Raw genomic sequence first — 16,932 nt, 5'->3', positions numbered from 1 at the left:
GGAGGCTGCGTGCCGTTCAGCTGGCCTTCTTCAGCAGCGCGTTCACGCTGTCCGGCAGCAGGTGCCGCAGCCAGTCGATATCGAGTCTCGCGGGATGCTCGATGTAGGTCTCGGGATCATCGGCCACCGAGGCCAGATACTCCCGTGAGACCCGCCACTCGGTGTCGTGCTCGGACTTGCCGCGGGACAGGATCTCGAACTTGCCGTTCAGGTAGCGCAGGGTGAAGTAGTCGAAAGGCTGCTTCGGATCGTCGTCGTAGATGGCGACACCCGCCTTGTGGCCGTCCAGGTACTTGTCCATGCCGGAGATCAGGGTGCCGTAGAACGCCGAGTCCCGATTGGCCTCGAGTGCCTTGTTGGTCACTTCCAGCGCCTCGGTGAACAGGTCATAGATATCCTTGTCGCTCATTTCTCGCTCCTTTCCGGCGTGCAGAACCGGTTTTTCTCGCGCACGACGGAATACCTTGGGGCACGAGACGGCGGTATCAATAAGGGCTTTGCCGGGCGCAGGCCACCAGCTGCGTTATAGTGACGCCATCGCCGCAATCCTGCTGCCGACCATGCTGAGCGCCGCTTACGCCATCCTGCTGATCCTGCTGAATCTCGTGTTCTGGGCGTCCATCCTGTTCGGGCTGCCGGGCACCTGGCTCATGCTGCTCAGCGCCGCGCTCGTCGACTGGTCGCTGGCGGAGGCGCCGATGTTCGGCTGGACCATCCTGCTGGCCTGCGCCGGACTGGCAACCCTGGGCGAGATTCTGGAGTTCTTCCTTGGCGCGGCGGGCTCTCGCAGCGCCGGCGGCTCGCGGCGGGCCGCTGCCCTGGCCATCGTCGGCGGTATCGTCGGCGCCATCCTCGGCACGCCGGTGGTGCCACTGCTCGGCACCCTCGTCGGCGCCTGCATCGGCGCGTTCGCCGGCTCCATCCTGGGCGATGTCTGGGCCGGCCGTCCTCTGATCCACACCATGGAAGCGGGCAAGGGCGCGGCGGTCGGCCGCTTCTGGGGCACCGTCGCCAAGATGACGATCGGCGGCATCATGGTCGTGATCCTTGGCGTGGCCGCCTTCGTCTGACGCGTCCGACAGCCTTCCGATCCCGTCACCGGGGCAGGCGGCAGCGCTTCTGGTAAAGTCGTCCGCGTCCACACCGGCAAGGCTGACACGGAGCGCAGATGGCCAGACCCCCGGAACACATCGTGATCGTCGGCGGCGGCAGCGCCGGCTGGATGGCGGCGAGCATCTTTCTGGCGAGCTTCGGCCGTCAGGGCAGCCGGATCAGCCTCATCGAGTCGAGCAACGTGCCCACCATCGGCGTCGGCGAGGGCACCACGCCGCTGTTCAAGCGCTTCCTGAACTTCCTCGGCATCCCCGAAGCGGAATTCATGGCGGCCTGCAATGCCACGTACAAGCACGGCATCGAGTTCCCGGACTGGACGGCGAGCGACGAATTCGGGAGCTACTTCCACCCGTTCGCCTCGCCCGCCTTCAGCCAGTACGACCGGCCCTTCTTCGAAGCCTGCAACCGGCGACGCCGGGGCGAGGCCGCGGACACCGATCCCGCCGACTACTTCTTCGCCGCGGAACTCGCGGCCCAGCGCAAGGCGCCCGCGGGACCGCCGCCGCGCACGCCGGACAAGATCGACTACGCCTACCACTTCGACGCCGGCCTGCTGGCAGAATTCCTGAAACAGCGCTGCCGCGCCAACGGCATCAATCACGTCATCGATCACGTCAACGACGTGGTGCTGAAAGAGAACGGCGACATCGGCCACCTGGTCATCGAGGAAGGCGGCGAACTGCACGGGGACTTCTTCGTGGACTGCACGGGCTTCGCGCGGCGGCTGCTGGGCCAGAAGCTGGGCGCGGAATTCACCTCCTACAAGCCGCGCCTGTTCAACGACAGCGCCGTGGCCCTGCGCACGCCGCTGCCCGCGGAAGGCGACATCCCGCCCTACACGGAGTCCCGCGCGCTCGGCGCCGGCTGGGCCTGGCGCATCCCGCTCACCAACCGCATCGGCTGGGGCTACGTGCACAGCTCGGACTACATCACCCCCGAGGAAGCCGAGCGGGAGCTGCGCGAGCTCGTCGGCGCACCGGCGGAGGGCCAGCCAGCCCGCCACCTGAAGATGCAGACCGGCCGGGTCTCCGAGCACTGGAAGAACAACTGCGTGGCCATCGGCCTTTCGCAGGGCTTCATCGAGCCACTGGAGGCCACCGCTCTCGGCCTGGTGCAGTTCAGCATCAATCGCTTCGTCACCCAGTTCGCCCGCGGCAACTTCGAGCCGACATATCGGGATCACTTCAACCGCATCGTGAACGACGCCTTCGACTCCACCCTCGACTACATCCAGATGCACTACAAGCTCACGACGCGCCGGGACACTTCCTACTGGCGGGACTGCGCGGCGAACGAGAATATCTCCGACGTCATGCGCGGTGTGATCGAGGGCTGGGACAGTGAAGCGCCCGACTTCCTTCCGGTGCTGCAGCAGCACGTCCGGGGCTCGTCCTACGCGCCCTACTCCTGGTACTGCATCCTGTCCGGCATGGGGCGGTATCCCGAGGGAGCAGCAGCCGGGCAGAAGGTGGAGAACCCCTACCGCGGCGAGGTGGGCCGCTACTACGGCCACCGCGAATACCTGGAAAACAGGTAGGAGGGCCTTCAGGCCCGATTCGTTAGACAATCGGGCCTGAAGGCCCTCCTACATTTTTGTTACGTTTCCAGGCCCAGGCGCTGGTGCCATTCGGCGATGGACTCGTCGGGATAGCCCTCGAACACCTTGTCCTGCTCCTCTGCCTGCACGGGGACCCAGTTGGCCTTCGAGCCCGTCAACAGGTGGGTGCGTTCCGGCGGCTGCGGCAGATCGGTGTCGATGGCCGAGGCGAAGGGGTGCACCAGGTTCGGCCAGCGCGGGTCCCACACCCACAGGGCGCTGCCGCAGTGCCTGCAGAAACGGCGCTCGCCGCGGCTCTCCCGCCGCTCGCCGGTATCCCCGTCGGGCACCAGAGCGTGGAAGACGGTGATGTGCTCGCCGCCCTCCACCTCCAGCGTGCGGGAATCGCCGCTGAGGTTGATGGCATAGCCGCCGCCGCCCGCCGTCTTGCGGCAGATGGAGCAGTAGCACAGGTTGAACGGATAGGGGTGTTTCGACCGCAGGCGGAAGCGCACCGCGCCGCAGTGACAGGAGCCTTCGAGTTCCATGAGCTGCCTCCGATGGTCAGTCTTCGTCCCGGTGCACGGTGTCCGGCGAGAATGCCGGCAGGCACACGGCGACGTATTCGGCGCCGCCGGGGTCCGGCGTGCTGTAGCGCACCCACTCGCCCTTCTCCGCGATGACCGCCTGGCCGGCGCCCGCGGTGAACGCCTGCGACTCGGTCTCCACCCGCAACGCGCCTTTCAGCACGACGGTGAATTCGTCGAACTCCGGCCGCTGGCCCGGTTCAGACCAGCCCTCCGGGCTCACCATGCGGGCGACGCTCACCGGCGCGTGCTCCGGCGTGTTGGCATGCCCCATGTATTCCTCGATGCGCTTCGGCGGCTCGCCGACGGCGGGCACGACGGTGGGTGATTCGATCAGTCTGGCCATGGGCGCTACTCCGGGCAAACGCCGCGTATGAAGTTGTGGCGTCCCATGCCCTTCAGCACGAACTCGTCGTCTTGGACGGAGTCGATCCTGAGATCGAATACCATGAACATCGGCCGCAGGTCGACCATGTCGCCCTCGACCTCGTAGCTGCCCGGATCCATCTCGCCGCTGGTCGGATTGCGCTGATACGTGAGCGTGCCGTCCTTATTGAAGATGTATTCGATGCCCTGTTCTTCCCGGTTCCCCTTGCCCAGATCGGTGTAGACGAAGCACCAGGTTCCCTCCAGGTACTCCGGCGTCAGCGCGGGGCCACCGCGCGCTTCGGTTTCTTCTTTGGCAACCCGCGCCGGCGGCGCGGAATCCGCCTCCTTTGCCGCGCCTTCCCTGGCAGCATCTTCAGCCACGACAACAGACTCCGGCGCGTCGCCCGCGCCGCCGCAGGCGGTGAGCAACAGCGCGACGAAACCGATGGCAGTGCTACGGTAAGTGATCTTCATGAACGCCTCCCTTGCATTGAGTGCCGAGGCGAGCCCGGCGATCGTAGTGCAGTAATAGTCTATCAGTGCACGCAGATCGCCCGGGTTTCATTCGGATCCGTCAATCCGGCCGCGGTAATACCGATCTGCTGACAACCGGCCGACTCACTTCAGGCAGCTGCAGTTATCGCAGGACCTCTCGGGAGTGGAGGCACAGTATTGGCTGAGCGGAAATGCCCAGGCCGCGCTGAGCCCACCATCGACGGGCAGCTTCGACTTGCCGACACCGCCGCCGAGACCGATACCGGGCAGGAACAGGTTCGATTCGAGGATGAGGTCCACGCCCAGGCTCACGACGCCCTGGCCCTTCGGACTGGGGCCGGTGCCGCCGATACCGAACCCGAGTCCTCCGACCGTCTTCATGTTGGCCTCCCAGAAGAACAGGACCCGAACGTCCGCACCACCGCCGACATTGGTCACCGCCTTGACCTGCGGCTCGAGGTAGAAGCCGCCGTTGCCGCGAAGATCGGTGACGCCGATGATGCTGATACCGCCGCCGAGGCCCTTGGCGCCGGACACCGTCACCTGGTAACCGATGAAGAAATGTCGCCAGAGCGGGTCGGCCAGGGGAATCGGGTCCCAGTTCTCGTCGGCATGAGCACTCGAGATGCCCAGCATCGGCAGCGCGCCGAAGATGATGGCCGGGTTGGGGCGCGCTTGCTCGATCTCTGCAAGGAGGCTGGATGGCACCAGATCGTACAGCGTGATCAGGCGGTCCATCCTCGCCAGATCGCCGCCGCAGACCGTCTCGGCCGAGAATATCTCGCGGACCAGAGTGCGGCTGGCGGGATCGTTGAGCCTAGCTAGTATCGGGCCCGCCTCCGGAATCACCCGGCTTACGATGGCATCACTCATGAATTTTTCGCCACGCCGGCGTGCATCCTCGGCCTTGCGTCGCAGCTCCGCCGTAGTGCGATGCTGATCGAGAGCCAGATCGAGCAGGTCGGCAGATTTTGGCGCCTGACTCAGCAATGCCGCAACTTCCTGGCCGCCCCACAGCGCATCGACGAGTGCCCGGCAGGCCGTCTGGCCGAGGCGGTCTTCCACGCATCGGTTATTGAGGAAGTCTTCGGCCAGTCCGGCGTCGCAGGAAGGGATGCGCTCCACGAGCAGGCAAGGACGCTCGCCCAGCGCCCCGCAACGGTTACGCTCGAGACAGCGTCCGCCGACGTTTGCAAGACCGTCGTCGCACAGCCCGAACACCGGACTGGCCCCGGCCACCAGATTGCCTGCGGCGCACGCATTTGGCTCGTTCACCGCTACCAGGGTGCGCACGTATCCTTCGGGGCAGGACCAGCAGCTGCCGCCGCGGATCGGGTCGAAGAAAGAGCCGTCGGGGCAGGCAAGGCGCTTGCGCAACGTGGCTCGGGCAAACGACGGACCTCGCCATTTCGTGCAGGCATTTTTCGCGGTGACGGGAGCGGCGGTGCGGGCGTAACCACTCGGACAACTCCAGCAATAGCCGTTCGGGTCCCAGAATTGGCCCTTCGGGCAATCGGTGCCGATCAGGCCCCTGCCGCGCCCGTTACGTTTCGCCCGTGCCGTCGTCTCACCCGGCGGGCGCAGGCAGGCGTTACCGGAGTCGACCGGCGTCACCTGGCGGACCGTGCCCGACGGGCAACTCCAGCAGCTACCGCCGTTGATGGGATCGAAGAACGACCCGTCCGGGCAGCCCTTCGGTTTCTGACTCTCGTAGGTTGCGGGCGCGACCGAGCACGCCGGTTGGCCGAGACTGCCGCAGTCCATGGCAGCGAAGTCGACGGCGTGGCTGGTCTCAGGCGCGGCGAACAGCGCAGCAAGTGCGAAGCCGGCGATCAGGTGGATGACGAGACGATACATGCTGACTCCATCAATCGAGACCCGGCGTGCGGGCGGCGGGTGGCGAGGGGCATGCTGCGGCATTCCGCTTGCGCTGCGCGGCGAGCGATCGAATACGCGGCTCGTGTTCATCTCCCCCTGTCCGTGATTCGGTGGCCCTTATCCGTACAAGCAGGATCCCGGTCTGTATCCGATCAGGAGGGACGCAGTTTTTTCGGTCGCCGCAACGAGTGCCGCCAGCCGGCCGACCAGAGCCGGACCGGACGAGAGCAGCCTGGCCCGTCCGGCTCGCCGATCAGCGGAATTGGGTCTTGATGCGATCGCGCAGCAGGTCGATCAGCAGGCCCTGATAGTAGTCCGGACCGCGCTCGGTGGCCTCGTCCAGCATGGCCTCGAGCTGGGCGGCGGTAACTTCCAGACCCTCGCAAGCGGTGAACGTTCCTTTCACGGCGTAATACGGGAAGCCGACAAGACCGGCATAGCGACCGGCCTCCGCCGAGCGACGTATGAGTTCGCCGCCGTAGCAGGGGTCGGCATCCGTGCCGCTCCAGCCGGTGACGAGGATGTAGCCCATCACGAACAGCGACTGGGGATAGCCGGCACGAAGCGCGACCTCCCTGTAAGGTCCCGCCTCCTCGTGCATGCCGGAATAACCGTAGGCCCGGGCCAGCTGATAGTTCAGGCGCGGGTTGTCCGGGTCGGCCGCCACGGCCTTGCGGCAGGCGTCGATGGCGGCGGGCTTGTCCATCCCGGCTTGGCTCACGCCGTCGGTGACCGAGTTCGGGTCCGAAGGATGCCCGGCCAGGCGGTCGCACGCTGTCACGGCCTGGGAGTAATCGTCGGCAGAGTACACGCGGATCTCGTCGAGGGCGACGTGGATGGAATCGTTCTCCGCGGCGGCGGTTGGTGACAGCGATGCCAGCGTGGCGATGGCAAGGATGGCGGCAGGCAGGCGCAGGACAAACGGCATGGGCAGACCTCCGGAGAAATCACACTGATTCCGGCTACGGAGTAACCCACAGTCGACGAGGGGAATCAAGCGGGTGCCGGCAGGCGGCGGTGGCCACGCCGCCGGCCCCGTTCCCTGGCCGGTTACCCGTTTTACTTAATTCGACGAGGGATTATCGCGCCCACATGTGAATCACTTCGTAGCGCCGGCGAATGCCCATTCGTAAGCTTTGCCCAACGTTCGGACTCGCAGATTCACGGAACGATTTCTCGTTCCGAGATGCCGGGACCACCGACATACAGGACAACCAGGGGAACAGGGCCCTCGAGATGAAGCAGCAACTGGGAATCACGTTACTGGAGCTTATGATCACACTGGCCATCGCGGGCATACTGGCAATCATCACCGTGCCCATGTTCGGCGACAACGGCCCGAACTGCGATAACCCGGACGCGAGACAGGGACCGCTCATGCGGGCCAGAATTGCTCAGGTCACTGCGGATCTCGGCAAGATCCACCTCGAGGCGCGTCGTTTCGAACTCTCCACCGGCCGTGTGCCGCACAATCTTGCCGAGCTGGGCCTCGGTGACCTCAAGGATCCCTGGGGTAATCCTTATCAATATCTCGTCGTAGCCGGACGCAAGGACGTGGGACCGGTACGCAAAGACCATAACCTGAAGCCCGTCAACAAGTTATTCGACGTGTACAGCATGGGGCCCGACGGCAAGACCGCCTCCCCGTTCACCTCGACCGGTGGCAAGAACGACATCGTGATGGCCAACGACGGCGATTACTTCGGCCTGGCGTGCCAGTACAACGGTTCGGGCAAGGGGTAAGCCATCGGCCGGGCAGACCGGATCCGGATGACGAGTCCTGATCGGGCCCGCGGCTCGCATCCCAGACGGAAAAGGCCCGCGCCGCCGGCAAAGCGGCGCGGGTCTTTTTAGTTCGCCGTCAGCCCTGTCCGAGCAAGTCCATCGCCTGGGCGGCGATCAACGCATGACCCGCACGGGTCGGGTGGAGGGCATCCCAGAAGAACTTCGCGTCCGGCCGGTCGCACACCGCGTTATCGATGACGCCGAAAGTGAGGCAGGGCTCGGCGTCTTCGAATCCGAAGAACCCGGGAGTGGCGAAGACCGCGCCGGAGAGTGCGAACGTATCCAGCGTGTCGAAGCGCGTATTCGGGCACTGCGGCTGCACATACTGAGCCACCCACTGCTGCACGCCCGTATTCAGCGCGGCGGAGAGCAGCGTGGCGAAGCCGATGACCGGCTCGCCGAATCGCTGGATTCCCGGCACCACACCCACGTTCGGCACGTTTGCGATGACGATGTGACCCGCGCCGGCCGAGCACAGGGCCAGCAGATTGTCACGGATGCCGAAAACGGCCTCGCCGATCAGGGAACCATTCTGCTGCAGCATCGCATCCCGTACGTCGTTGCCGCCGAACCCGAACAGGTAGAGATCGCGGCTCGAAGCCACTCCACCGCTGTCGGTCAGGAACTGGCTGACCTGCTGTGTGGCCGAAGGGCTGCCGCTGCCGGAACGGGCGCGCGAACCGCCGATGGCGTAATTCGAGAAGACACCGGGGTTGCGAGCCGACGGTCCGGTGGAGCGCTGGAGGCCCATCGCCTCGCCCAGCTGCTCCACCCAGGTGCGACCGTTGCTGAAGTGGTGCCCTCCGATCGCGTAGGCGCCGCTCGGCACCGGATCGAACGGCGGTGTCGAGACCTCGCCGGTGAGCACGAAGGCGTTGCCCGAGTCCATCAGGCTGTCGCCGAAGGCGACGATGCGCTCGTACTCCGCCGCCCACGCCGTCGACTGGCCGGCAAGACCGAAGACCAACGCGGCAACGATACCGGTAACAGAGAATCGTAGTTGCTTCGTATTGATTGCAGTGCAGTTTTTCATGGGTTTCACCTATTTGATTTGCTGGCGGGAGGGACTCCCGCACCGGCCCCCGCGACCGGTGACTGCAGGCTGCCGTGTGGGTGGGTGATCCGGCCTGAAGTTCCCCTGAGGAATGCCTGAGGAATGGCTGATTTCCAGTGATGGCGCGGCATGCGGTTACTGTTCCGCGAGTGCCATGCCGAGCCCCAGCGCCGCGATGGGGGCCATGATGATGCCGCCGACCACCGCCAGGCCGGTGCGCCCGGCGGCGATGCGCTCTACCTCTACCCGCTCGATGCGATCGATCTCGACCTCGACCGGGGTCAGACCATCCGCGAACAGGCTCCCGCGGAGGGTCGTGCCGTCCGTCCATACGTAGCGCATGTCGACTATGCGACCGGTGTCCTCGTACACGATGACGTGATCGCCGGTCCGCAGTACCTCCCGCAGCGGCCGCTCTCCGGGACGCACCTCCCGCATGGTGGTGCAGCCCGTCGAGGCAAACAGCAGCGACACGAGGGCCCAGCTGATGATGATGCGTTTCATAATCGGCTCCTGTCCTATCTGAAAGGCTTAGTGGTGACTGGGGATACCGATGGGACCGGATGCCGCCAGCGCTGCGAGCAGGATCAGCGGCACCACGATGACGACGGCGCCGACACCGGCCAGCATGGATTTGCCCGGATCGATCTTCTCGACCTCGAGGCGTTCGATATCGCGGATGTCGACGGTCACCGGAGATGCCGCCGGATCGTCGGTGTGCCCATGCAGCATCCCGTCACCGATCTCGGTCAGGGTCATGTCGATGACCCGTCCGCTGCGCTCGTACGCGATGATGTGGTCACCCGACTCGAGTTGAGCCGTCAGCTCCGCCGAGCCGGCGTTCATGGGCCGCATGGTCGTGCAGCCCAGCAACGACAGCGACGTGAGTGCGCAGATCAGAATCCGATAAATCATGTGGTTGCTCCCGTTCTTCGAGTAGGAGCAACCACACTAGGCGGCGGGCGACCTGCCGCCCTGAAGACCCGCTGATTTTTCTCTAAGGAAGCCCTGAGGAGGCGTACGGGCCGTCTACCCCGGCGGTGGCGGCGCTGCCGCATGCCACGTGGTCCTCGACCCGGCGGCAGCCTGCCTCGGCCCAGTAGGCCCGGATGCCGGTGGCGTCCAGCAGGCGGTCGAATGCGGGATCGGACCGGAAGCCGGAGAGCTCGCGGATGAACAGAAGTTCCGGTTCGAAGGCGTCGATATCGGTTGCCAGCAGGCCGGCGACCTCTGCCACACGCCCGGAGCGCCCGAGCACCGCCCAGGCGATCAGCCGGACCCGTGGCGGGATCCCCTGCTCACCCTCGATCACCGCCGTGGCCTCGTCGCAGCGATTACTGTTGCCGACACAGTCGAGCGCGGCGTCCAGCCAGACCGGCAGCGCCCCCTGGCTGGCTTGCCGCATGAGTTCCCTCGCGCGCTCGATCTCCCCCCGACGGACCAGCAGCAACAACTGCGCCTCGTTGTGCAGCGAGCTGCGGATGCCGAGCTCGTTGGCCACGGCGAACTGCTCCGCCGCCACGGCATCGTCGTCCGCCCAGAGGTTGAGGATGGCGAGCCGGCTGACGACGACGGGGGACAGCGGATCGAGCCGGCGCGCCTGGCGCGCCTGTTCCCGGGCATCGTCGAAGCGTCCGACGCTCGCCAGCATGTACGAGTACCACTGGTGGGTCGTGGACGAGGCCTGCGGCGCACCGAGCGCGGTCTGGTACGCCCGGTCGGCCGCCAGCCACTGCCCCCGCTTGGTGGCGATGTAGCCGTTGACCGCGGCCGCCGCATCGGCAATGGCAGGATCGGCCTGCATGCCCTGTTCGATCACCCGCAGCGCATCGTCGTAGGAATCCTCGCCGTAATCGCTGCTGTAGCTCGGCAGGAGCAGCAGCGCGTTGGCCAGCTCCAGGTAGGCCGGTCCGAAGCCGGGATCCAGCGCTATTGCCTCGCGGAACTGGCCGATGGCCCGCTCGAGAGCGGGTGATCCGCGCAGATGCAGCGCGTAGCGGCCCCGGAGATAGAGATCGTAGGCGACGAAACTGGCGGGCTCCGAACGGACCGGGGCCGGTCCGTCGATCTCGCCGGATCCGATGGACTCGCGGACCCTGTCCGCCACCTGCCGCTGAAGCCTGAAGACGTCGTCGATGCGGCCGTCGAACGACGCCACCCAGAGATGGTAGCCGCTACGGGCGTCGATCAGCTGTGCCGTCACGCGCAACCGGTCGCCTTCCCGCCGCACGCTCCCCTCGATGATGCTGTCCACGTCGATGAGGTCACCGATCTCGCGGACGTCGAGTGCCGTATTCCGGAACTGGAAGGCGGTGGTGCGCGCGGCGACCTTCAGCCGGGGCTCCAGCGCCAGCGCGTAGGTGAGCTCCTCCGTGACGCCGTCCGCGAGGTATTGCATGTCCTCGGCACTCATATTCGTGAACGGCAGCACGGCAATCGATTCGATGCTGTTGCCGGCCCGCTCCGGCCCGCCGTCCTGCAGCACCCACCAGCCGATGGCGGCCATGACGGGGATGAAAACCGCCGCCAGCCGGCCGAGCGAACGCTTACTCCGCGGGGCGGTCTCGGTGCGCTGTCCCGGCTCGAGTGGTGCAACCTCCGCGATGAGCCGATAGCCTCGCTTCGGCAGCGTCTCGACAAATTTCGGGGACTTGTGGTCGTCGCCGAGATGGCCGCGCAGCGCCGAGATGCAGCGGGCGATCACCTCGTCGGTAACCGGGCGGCCATCCCACACGGCGTCGACGAGCTGCTGCTTGGTGACGAGCTCGCCCTTCTGTCCGACGAGACAGAGGAGCACGTCCATCACCTTCGGCTCGACATGGCGCGCCTCACCGGACGCGCTGACGATCTCCCCGCGGTCCGGGAGGACGGTGTGCGACCCGAGCAAGAAGCCCCTGGTGAAGTCGCCGGCTGGCGTCATGTTTGTGCCCCCCAAGGCTTTCAGTATAGCGCGGAGAGCGATAGCGGAAGCCCGAGATACGGCACGTCACCCCCACGTAGTATCCGGAAAATAGAAAGCCCCGCGCAGAGGCGGGGCTTCCGTCAGCCGGCGTGCCGGCGGGCTGCGGATCAACGCAGCTCGCCGTCGTCGTTGCCCACCGTCGTGGTGCTGCGCACATTGATCTGCAGGTCGCCGTCGCCCTCTTCCTCGGCCATGTCCACGCCTTCGTCCAGGTTTTCGTCGATGGTGGAGTTCTCCATCAGCACCCAGAGAGATCCGTCGCCGGCCTCGCCGCCGCCGCCGGAACCGCCGCCGCAGTCGTCGGCCAGCGAGCAGTCGGAGATGTGAATGCCGTGGTTGGCGGCGCTCGTCATCCGCTACGTCGGAAACGGCGGGAGATCAGGGACCCGACGGCGGTCCGTCGTCCAGGTTCTCCCACGTGCGCTTGCCGGGCTTCGTCATCGCGCGCAGCCATTCCGCGAGCGGGACGCCCTCTGCACCGGGACCGTAGGTGCGTACGTCGCTGCCGATGAACGTGTGGAACGTCCCGTCCTCGATGTAGTAGCGATAGTTCGGGATGAACTGAGACGTCAGAAACGTCTCGGTCGCCATCGTCGTGTACCACTCCAACGCAATCTGTTCGGACGGCACGGTCGGATCATCGGCGAGCCTCGCCAACGCGTAGAAACCGACCTGGACGAGGTCGAGATTCGTCGTGAGAGAAGCGAGCTTCGCGTCCGGATAGAAAGCGGCTGTATAACCGAAAACGTCCCGGGAGAGAGCGCTGGGGTTGCCGGAATCCGCACGCGCAGCAAGGGCCGCCTCGTCCAGGACCGGAGGCAGATTCTTCTCGGTGCCCCAGTTCGCGGTCCCCGTGGCCGGGTCGTATATCGCGGTCTTGAAGAAACTGGTCGTCGTCACGCCGATGGCGGCGTCCGAGACCAGGTTCAGCCGCGCGCGCGGCGTGAGCTCGGCGATATACGGGAAGGCGAAAGTCGCGCCGTAGCCGCCGGCACTGGCACCGGTCACCATGAGATCCCTGGTCCGGTCGAAGTCGATGTTGTAGGCCTCGCGCCCGTTTTTCTTCAGCCAGTCGACCACGGCCAGCAGATTGTCCGAGCCGCGATGGCGGATGGTCCAGGTAATCGGCCCCAGCGTGTACTCGGTATCCTTCGAGCCCCAGTGAATGTCACCCGAACAATAGGGAATGAATACCTTGGTGTAATTCGCGAACGGGTTGTCGGGATTGCGCGCATCGAAGATGCCGCCCGCCTGTGCCAGGCCCTCCGCCGTCTCGTCCAGTTCCTGCGTGTAGGTCGAGTCCTCGATGAGCTGATCGAGCGGCGGCGGAAGAACGCCCAGCTCTTCCTGCAACGGCGAACCGATGCAGGTCACAGCATCCCAGCACGCACCGCCACCGTCGAGTCCGACGAGCAGCCTGTTGGGATTGCCTCTCTGGACGAAGAAGAAGAAATCGGTATTTGCCGGCTCGATTGCGCCGGTGGGATCGCCGTTCTCGTTCAGGACCGGTTTCGGACCACCGCTGCAGGACGGTTCCAGCATTCGGGTTCTGCCGTCCGAAAGCGTAACCTCGATCGGTCCTTCGAGATCGATTCTGTCCCATTCGTTCTTGGCGGCATGGGCGTTGACGGACAAGCCGAGCGCCAGCGCGACCAGGGCGGCAGGTATTCGTATCCTGAGAGTTTTCATCGCTCCCCCTCGTTGTTCAGGCAAGACATATCGGTTGGTCGGCGACGAATTACTTGGTGTTCTGAGGTCGCTCGACTAACCATGGCAGAGTAGCAAGCTTCCGAGTGTCACTACAGGCCACATAACATAATACGGGCTCATACGACGAGCACAGGATAAGCCGGAGAGCGACCGGCCGGGGCGGTCAACGCGCCGCCGTCAGCCCCCGATACCGATCGGCCTCGCCGGTCTCGCCGCGCTCGTCCAGGAACTCCACGAGGTAGCCGGCGGTCTGCGCCGTGAGCGGATGCTCGTCGCCGTACAGCTCGCGCTGGCTCGCGACCGCGCCGGTGAGTAGTTCCCTTGCCTCGACATCGTGACCGAGGCGGCCGAGCGCCCGGCCCAGGATGCTTCGGCCGAGCGCCTCCACGTGGCGCTCGTGATCGGGATACTCACGCATGCGATCCAGCGTCTCGCGGGCCTGTGCCGCGGCGCCCTGCACGTCTCCCGTCTCGAAAGAGGACACGGCGTAACCGATCTCCGCAGCGGCGAGGAACGGGTGATAGTCACCGTAGGCGGCCCGGTAGACGGGGATCGCCTCGTCGAGCAGGGCCAGCGCGGCCGCGTGATCGTTCTGAAGCTGGCGCATCCGTGCCTTGTTGACCAGGTGCCACGCATAGAACGGGTGATCGGTGCCGTAGAGCTTTTCCGCCACGCCGCGCGCCTGGTCGAGCGCCCGGTTGGCTTCCTCGAAACGGCCCAGCTGACCCAGCACCCTGCCGAGCGACGATAGCTGCACCTCGTAGTCCTCGCTCTCCTCGCCGAGGACCCGACGGGTGTGCTCCACCGCGCGCTCCAGGTACGTCAGCGCCTCTTCCAGGTCGCCCTGCCGGCGGAGTGCGACACCGATATTGTTCAGCAGCGCGCCCACCAGCGGATGATTCGGTTCACCGCGCTCCTCCAGAATATCGAGCGCCCGGCGGTAATGGCCGATGGCCCCGTCGACATCGTCCAGGGACTCGTTGATGTTGCCGATCTGATTCAGCACGTTCACCCGGAAACGGCGGTCGCCGTGCCCTGGCGGCAGACCCTCGAGTATCGCGAGCGCCGCCTGGAATTCCCCCAGCGCGCCGAGCTGATCCCCCTTGTAGCGCAGCGCCGTCGCTATGGCGTTGCGCGTGGAGGCCACTTCGTGGGAGGCCGGGCCCACGGTGTCGATCTGCGCGGCCAGCACCTCGCGCAGCAGGGCGATCGACTCGTCGACGTCGTTGCCGGCCAGCCGCGCGAAATCCGCATAATTCCGCTTCGAACCGAGTGTCTCGACGTGCCTGTCGCCGAGGGCTTCGCGCCGGATGTCCCACGCCTCCCGCGACAGCGCCGCCGCCTCCTCGTTGAGGCTGAGCGCGTTGTACGTGTCGGCGATGCGCTGCATCAGCCGCGCCCGCTCGACCGGCTGGTCCGCGAGTTCGGTGCGGATGCGTGCGGCACCCGCGTCGAGCAGATCGCGTACCGTAATTTCTTCGCCGGCGCTCTCGAAGCGATCGGCGCTGGCGAAGAGATCGGTGAGGAACGCCGTCATCTGTTCCGCGCGTGCCTGAGCCGCTTCCGCCGCATCGCGCTCGGCGATGATGCGCTGTATGAACAGCGTGCTCAGTGTCGCTATAACGGCGATGACGCCCGCACTCGCCAGCACGGCGCTGCGCCGGCGCTTCAGGAACTTCGAGGTGCGATACTGCCAGGTGTCCGGCCGCGCCATCACCGGTTCGTCGCGCAGGTAGCGATCGATGTCCTCGACGAGCTCGCTCACCGTGCCGTAGCGGCGCTCGACCTCGGCGCGCATGCCCTTCAAGACGATGTTGTCGAGGTCGCCCTTGAGCGCGCGCGCAGCCTCGCGCCCGTCCCCGGAGCCGACGCCAGCGTCCCGCGTGGCGGCCAGGCTCGGGGGTTCGCGGTCGCCGTCGCAGATGGCGAAGTGCAATGCGGCGGGGTCGTTGGCGCTTGCCTCGTAAGGACTCGTGCCGGCCAGGAGTTCGTAGAGCAGGACGGACAGCGAATAGACGTCCGTCGAGATCGTCAGCGGCTCCCCCTTCAATTGCTCCGGGCTCGCATAGAGGGGCGTGAGCGCACGGCGCTCGGTCACGGTGGGTGCTGCCCGGCTGCCTTCGTCCTCGAACAGTCTGGCCAGGCCGAAGTCGAGCACTTTCGGTTCACCCTCGCTGTCCACCAGTATGTTCGAGGGCTTGATGTCGCGGTGGACCACGAGGTTGCGGTGGGCATAGTCGATGGCGGCGCAGACCTTGCGGAACAGCGCGAGCCGCGCGGGAGTATCGAGACCCCGGGCTCGACAGTACTCGTCGATCCTCAGGCCGTCGACGTATTCCATGGCGAGCCAGGGCTCGCCGTCGGCCGTCTTACCACCGTCGATCAGGCGCGCGATGTTGGGGTGCTGGAGCCGCGCCAGGATCCGCCGTTCGTCGTCGAAGCGCCGCAGGGCCAACGGTGACATCAGCGCCGCGTTCACCAGCTTCACGGCCGCCTGCTGTTCGTAGCTGCCGTCGGCGCGCTCGGCCAGATACACGGCGCCCATGCCGCCGCGTGCGACCAGCCGCGTGAGCCTCCAGGGACCGTAGAGCCGGCCGACACTGGAAGCGGGCGAGTCTTCCAGCGCTTCCGCGGCCACGCTGCCGACGGCTCGGCGGAGGGTAGCGTCCGAGGCGTCCGCTCCCGCGAGCAGCGCCTCGACCTCGGCACGCAATTCCCGGTCGCTCCCGCAGGCGGCATCCAGTCGCGCAGCGCGCTCGTCCGGCGGAAGATCGGCGAGCTGGTTGAATATCTGCTTTACGCGCTGGAAGCGGTCGGCGGCCACGCGGTCATCCTGCGAGACTTACCCGTCATGCAGGAGGGTAGCCGAAACCGCGCCGCCATGCGCCGGTTCGGGTAAGAGGCGGGGGTAGCCGCAGGCTGCGTGGGGACAGTCAGTAGCCGGAACGGTCCGGAGTAACGCCTACACCCCGTTGTCGGAATCTTCCCGTGGCCTTCTCAGCTCAATTCCACGGGTTCGTGCCGCTTCAGCACTTCCATGATCTCGGCTTTCGTCGATTCGGCGGTCTTCACCCGTACCTTCCGGTTGTCCCGGTCGACGTAGATGGTTTCACTGGGAATACCAAGCGCACGAAGATCTTCTTCGACATTCTTGACGGCCGTCGCGTCGCCGTAGATCGCTGTCACTTCTTCGGTCATCGCATTTACTCCTGCTCGCCGGCTTTGTGATCGGGAACGGTCGGCGCTGGTCTCGTATCGACCGCTTATACGTTAGACATTGATGCCAAAAGTAAAATTTCAAGCGACGACCGTCCGGAACGGCGCGCGCGCGGGATGCTCCGCTCCCGGTAAAGATTATCTTTAATGGCAAAAAGAAATCTTAGCTTGCCGAAAGATCTCCCTTACTGAAAATCGAATCGACGTCCGGTCGACCGCAATCCGA

Annotated in this window: 17 protein-coding genes; 3 read left to right on the top strand and 14 right to left on the bottom strand. The window is 65.8% G+C overall.

The window, feature by feature from the left end; translation table 11 throughout:
• Positions 1 to 16 precede the first annotated feature (16 nt).
• Positions 17 to 409, bottom strand: coding sequence for a hypothetical protein (locus ACJMKZ_RS03050; RefSeq protein WP_405231719.1), 393 nt, complete (start codon positions 407 to 409; stop codon positions 17 to 19).
• An 88-nt stretch (positions 410 to 497) separates the two neighbouring features.
• Between ACJMKZ_RS03050 and ACJMKZ_RS03045 the strand changes: the two genes are divergently transcribed.
• Together ACJMKZ_RS03045 and ACJMKZ_RS03040 are read left to right on the top strand one after the other, a co-directional pair.
• Positions 498 to 1,070, top strand: coding sequence for a DUF456 family protein (locus tag ACJMKZ_RS03045; RefSeq protein ID WP_405231718.1), 573 nt, complete (start codon positions 498 to 500; stop codon positions 1,068 to 1,070).
• A 98-nt stretch (positions 1,071 to 1,168) separates the two neighbouring features.
• Positions 1,169 to 2,650 (top strand): tryptophan halogenase family protein, encoded by a 1,482-nt coding sequence (locus ACJMKZ_RS03040; protein ID WP_405231717.1) that lies wholly within the window; start codon positions 1,169 to 1,171, stop codon positions 2,648 to 2,650.
• Positions 2,651 to 2,709: 59 nt separating this feature from the next.
• Here the strand turns inward: ACJMKZ_RS03040 and ACJMKZ_RS03035 are convergent, their stop codons facing one another.
• From ACJMKZ_RS03035 to ACJMKZ_RS03015, 5 genes are all read right to left on the bottom strand, one after another.
• A complete protein-coding gene (locus ACJMKZ_RS03035; protein ID WP_405231716.1) occupies positions 2,710 to 3,198 on the bottom strand; it encodes a GFA family protein in 489 nt (162 codons plus the stop codon).
• Positions 3,199 to 3,214: 16 nt separating this feature from the next.
• On the bottom strand, positions 3,215 to 3,583 hold the full coding sequence (locus ACJMKZ_RS03030; RefSeq protein WP_405231715.1) for a cupin domain-containing protein: 369 nt from the start codon (positions 3,581 to 3,583) through the stop codon (positions 3,215 to 3,217).
• Positions 3,584 to 3,588: 5 nt separating this feature from the next.
• Positions 3,589 to 4,080 (bottom strand): hypothetical protein, encoded by a 492-nt coding sequence (locus tag ACJMKZ_RS03025; RefSeq protein ID WP_405231714.1) that lies wholly within the window; start codon positions 4,078 to 4,080, stop codon positions 3,589 to 3,591.
• Between the two features lie 144 nt (positions 4,081 to 4,224).
• Positions 4,225 to 6,069: a hypothetical protein gene (locus tag ACJMKZ_RS03020; RefSeq protein ID WP_405231713.1), complete on the bottom strand. Its 1,845-nt coding sequence runs from the start codon at positions 6,067 to 6,069 to the stop codon at positions 4,225 to 4,227.
• A 163-nt stretch (positions 6,070 to 6,232) separates the two neighbouring features.
• Positions 6,233 to 6,907: a tetratricopeptide repeat protein gene (locus tag ACJMKZ_RS03015; protein WP_405231712.1), complete on the bottom strand. Its 675-nt coding sequence runs from the start codon at positions 6,905 to 6,907 to the stop codon at positions 6,233 to 6,235.
• Between the two features lie 308 nt (positions 6,908 to 7,215).
• Here ACJMKZ_RS03015 and ACJMKZ_RS03010 point away from each other — a divergent pair, with 308 nt between their 5' ends.
• Positions 7,216 to 7,722, top strand: a complete 507-nt coding sequence (locus tag ACJMKZ_RS03010; RefSeq protein WP_405231711.1) for a prepilin-type N-terminal cleavage/methylation domain-containing protein — start codon at positions 7,216 to 7,218, stop codon at positions 7,720 to 7,722.
• A gap of 118 nt (positions 7,723 to 7,840) precedes the next feature.
• Here ACJMKZ_RS03010 and ACJMKZ_RS03005 read toward each other — a convergent pair whose 3' ends face one another.
• The 8 genes from ACJMKZ_RS03005 to ACJMKZ_RS02970 all read right to left on the bottom strand — a co-directional run bounded on the left by ACJMKZ_RS03005 (position 7,841) and on the right by ACJMKZ_RS02970 (position 16,688).
• On the bottom strand, positions 7,841 to 8,797 hold the full coding sequence (locus tag ACJMKZ_RS03005; RefSeq protein ID WP_405231710.1) for an SGNH/GDSL hydrolase family protein: 957 nt from the start codon (positions 8,795 to 8,797) through the stop codon (positions 7,841 to 7,843).
• 156 nt (positions 8,798 to 8,953) lie between these two features.
• The gene (locus ACJMKZ_RS03000; RefSeq protein WP_405231709.1) at positions 8,954 to 9,322 is read right to left on the bottom strand and encodes a hypothetical protein; all 369 of its coding nucleotides are present in this window, start codon (positions 9,320 to 9,322) and stop codon (positions 8,954 to 8,956) included.
• Between the two features lie 27 nt (positions 9,323 to 9,349).
• Positions 9,350 to 9,733 (bottom strand): hypothetical protein, encoded by a 384-nt coding sequence (locus tag ACJMKZ_RS02995; RefSeq protein ID WP_405231708.1) that lies wholly within the window; start codon positions 9,731 to 9,733, stop codon positions 9,350 to 9,352.
• An 82-nt stretch (positions 9,734 to 9,815) separates the two neighbouring features.
• Positions 9,816 to 11,738, bottom strand: coding sequence for a winged helix-turn-helix domain-containing protein (locus ACJMKZ_RS02990; protein WP_405231707.1), 1,923 nt, complete (start codon positions 11,736 to 11,738; stop codon positions 9,816 to 9,818).
• A gap of 149 nt (positions 11,739 to 11,887) precedes the next feature.
• On the bottom strand, positions 11,888 to 12,133 hold the full coding sequence (locus ACJMKZ_RS02985) for a hypothetical protein (protein WP_405231706.1): 246 nt from the start codon (positions 12,131 to 12,133) through the stop codon (positions 11,888 to 11,890).
• 25 nt (positions 12,134 to 12,158) lie between these two features.
• Positions 12,159 to 13,469: a pectin acetylesterase-family hydrolase gene (locus ACJMKZ_RS02980; RefSeq protein ID WP_405231705.1), complete on the bottom strand. Its 1,311-nt coding sequence runs from the start codon at positions 13,467 to 13,469 to the stop codon at positions 12,159 to 12,161.
• Positions 13,470 to 13,653: 184 nt separating this feature from the next.
• A complete protein-coding gene (locus tag ACJMKZ_RS02975) occupies positions 13,654 to 16,314 on the bottom strand; it encodes a serine/threonine-protein kinase (protein ID WP_405231704.1) in 2,661 nt (886 codons plus the stop codon).
• Between the two features lie 173 nt (positions 16,315 to 16,487).
• The gene (locus ACJMKZ_RS02970) at positions 16,488 to 16,688 is read right to left on the bottom strand and encodes a hypothetical protein (protein WP_405231703.1); all 201 of its coding nucleotides are present in this window, start codon (positions 16,686 to 16,688) and stop codon (positions 16,488 to 16,490) included.
• Positions 16,689 to 16,932 lie beyond the last annotated feature (244 nt).

Source organism: Lentisalinibacter salinarum, from assembly GCF_040706555.1.
GTDB classification, from domain to species: Bacteria; Pseudomonadota; Gammaproteobacteria; order Steroidobacterales; family Woeseiaceae; genus Lentisalinibacter; species Lentisalinibacter salinarum.
Note: the sequence above shows the minus strand (reverse complement) of the source record. Positions and strands in the feature narration are given on the sequence as shown.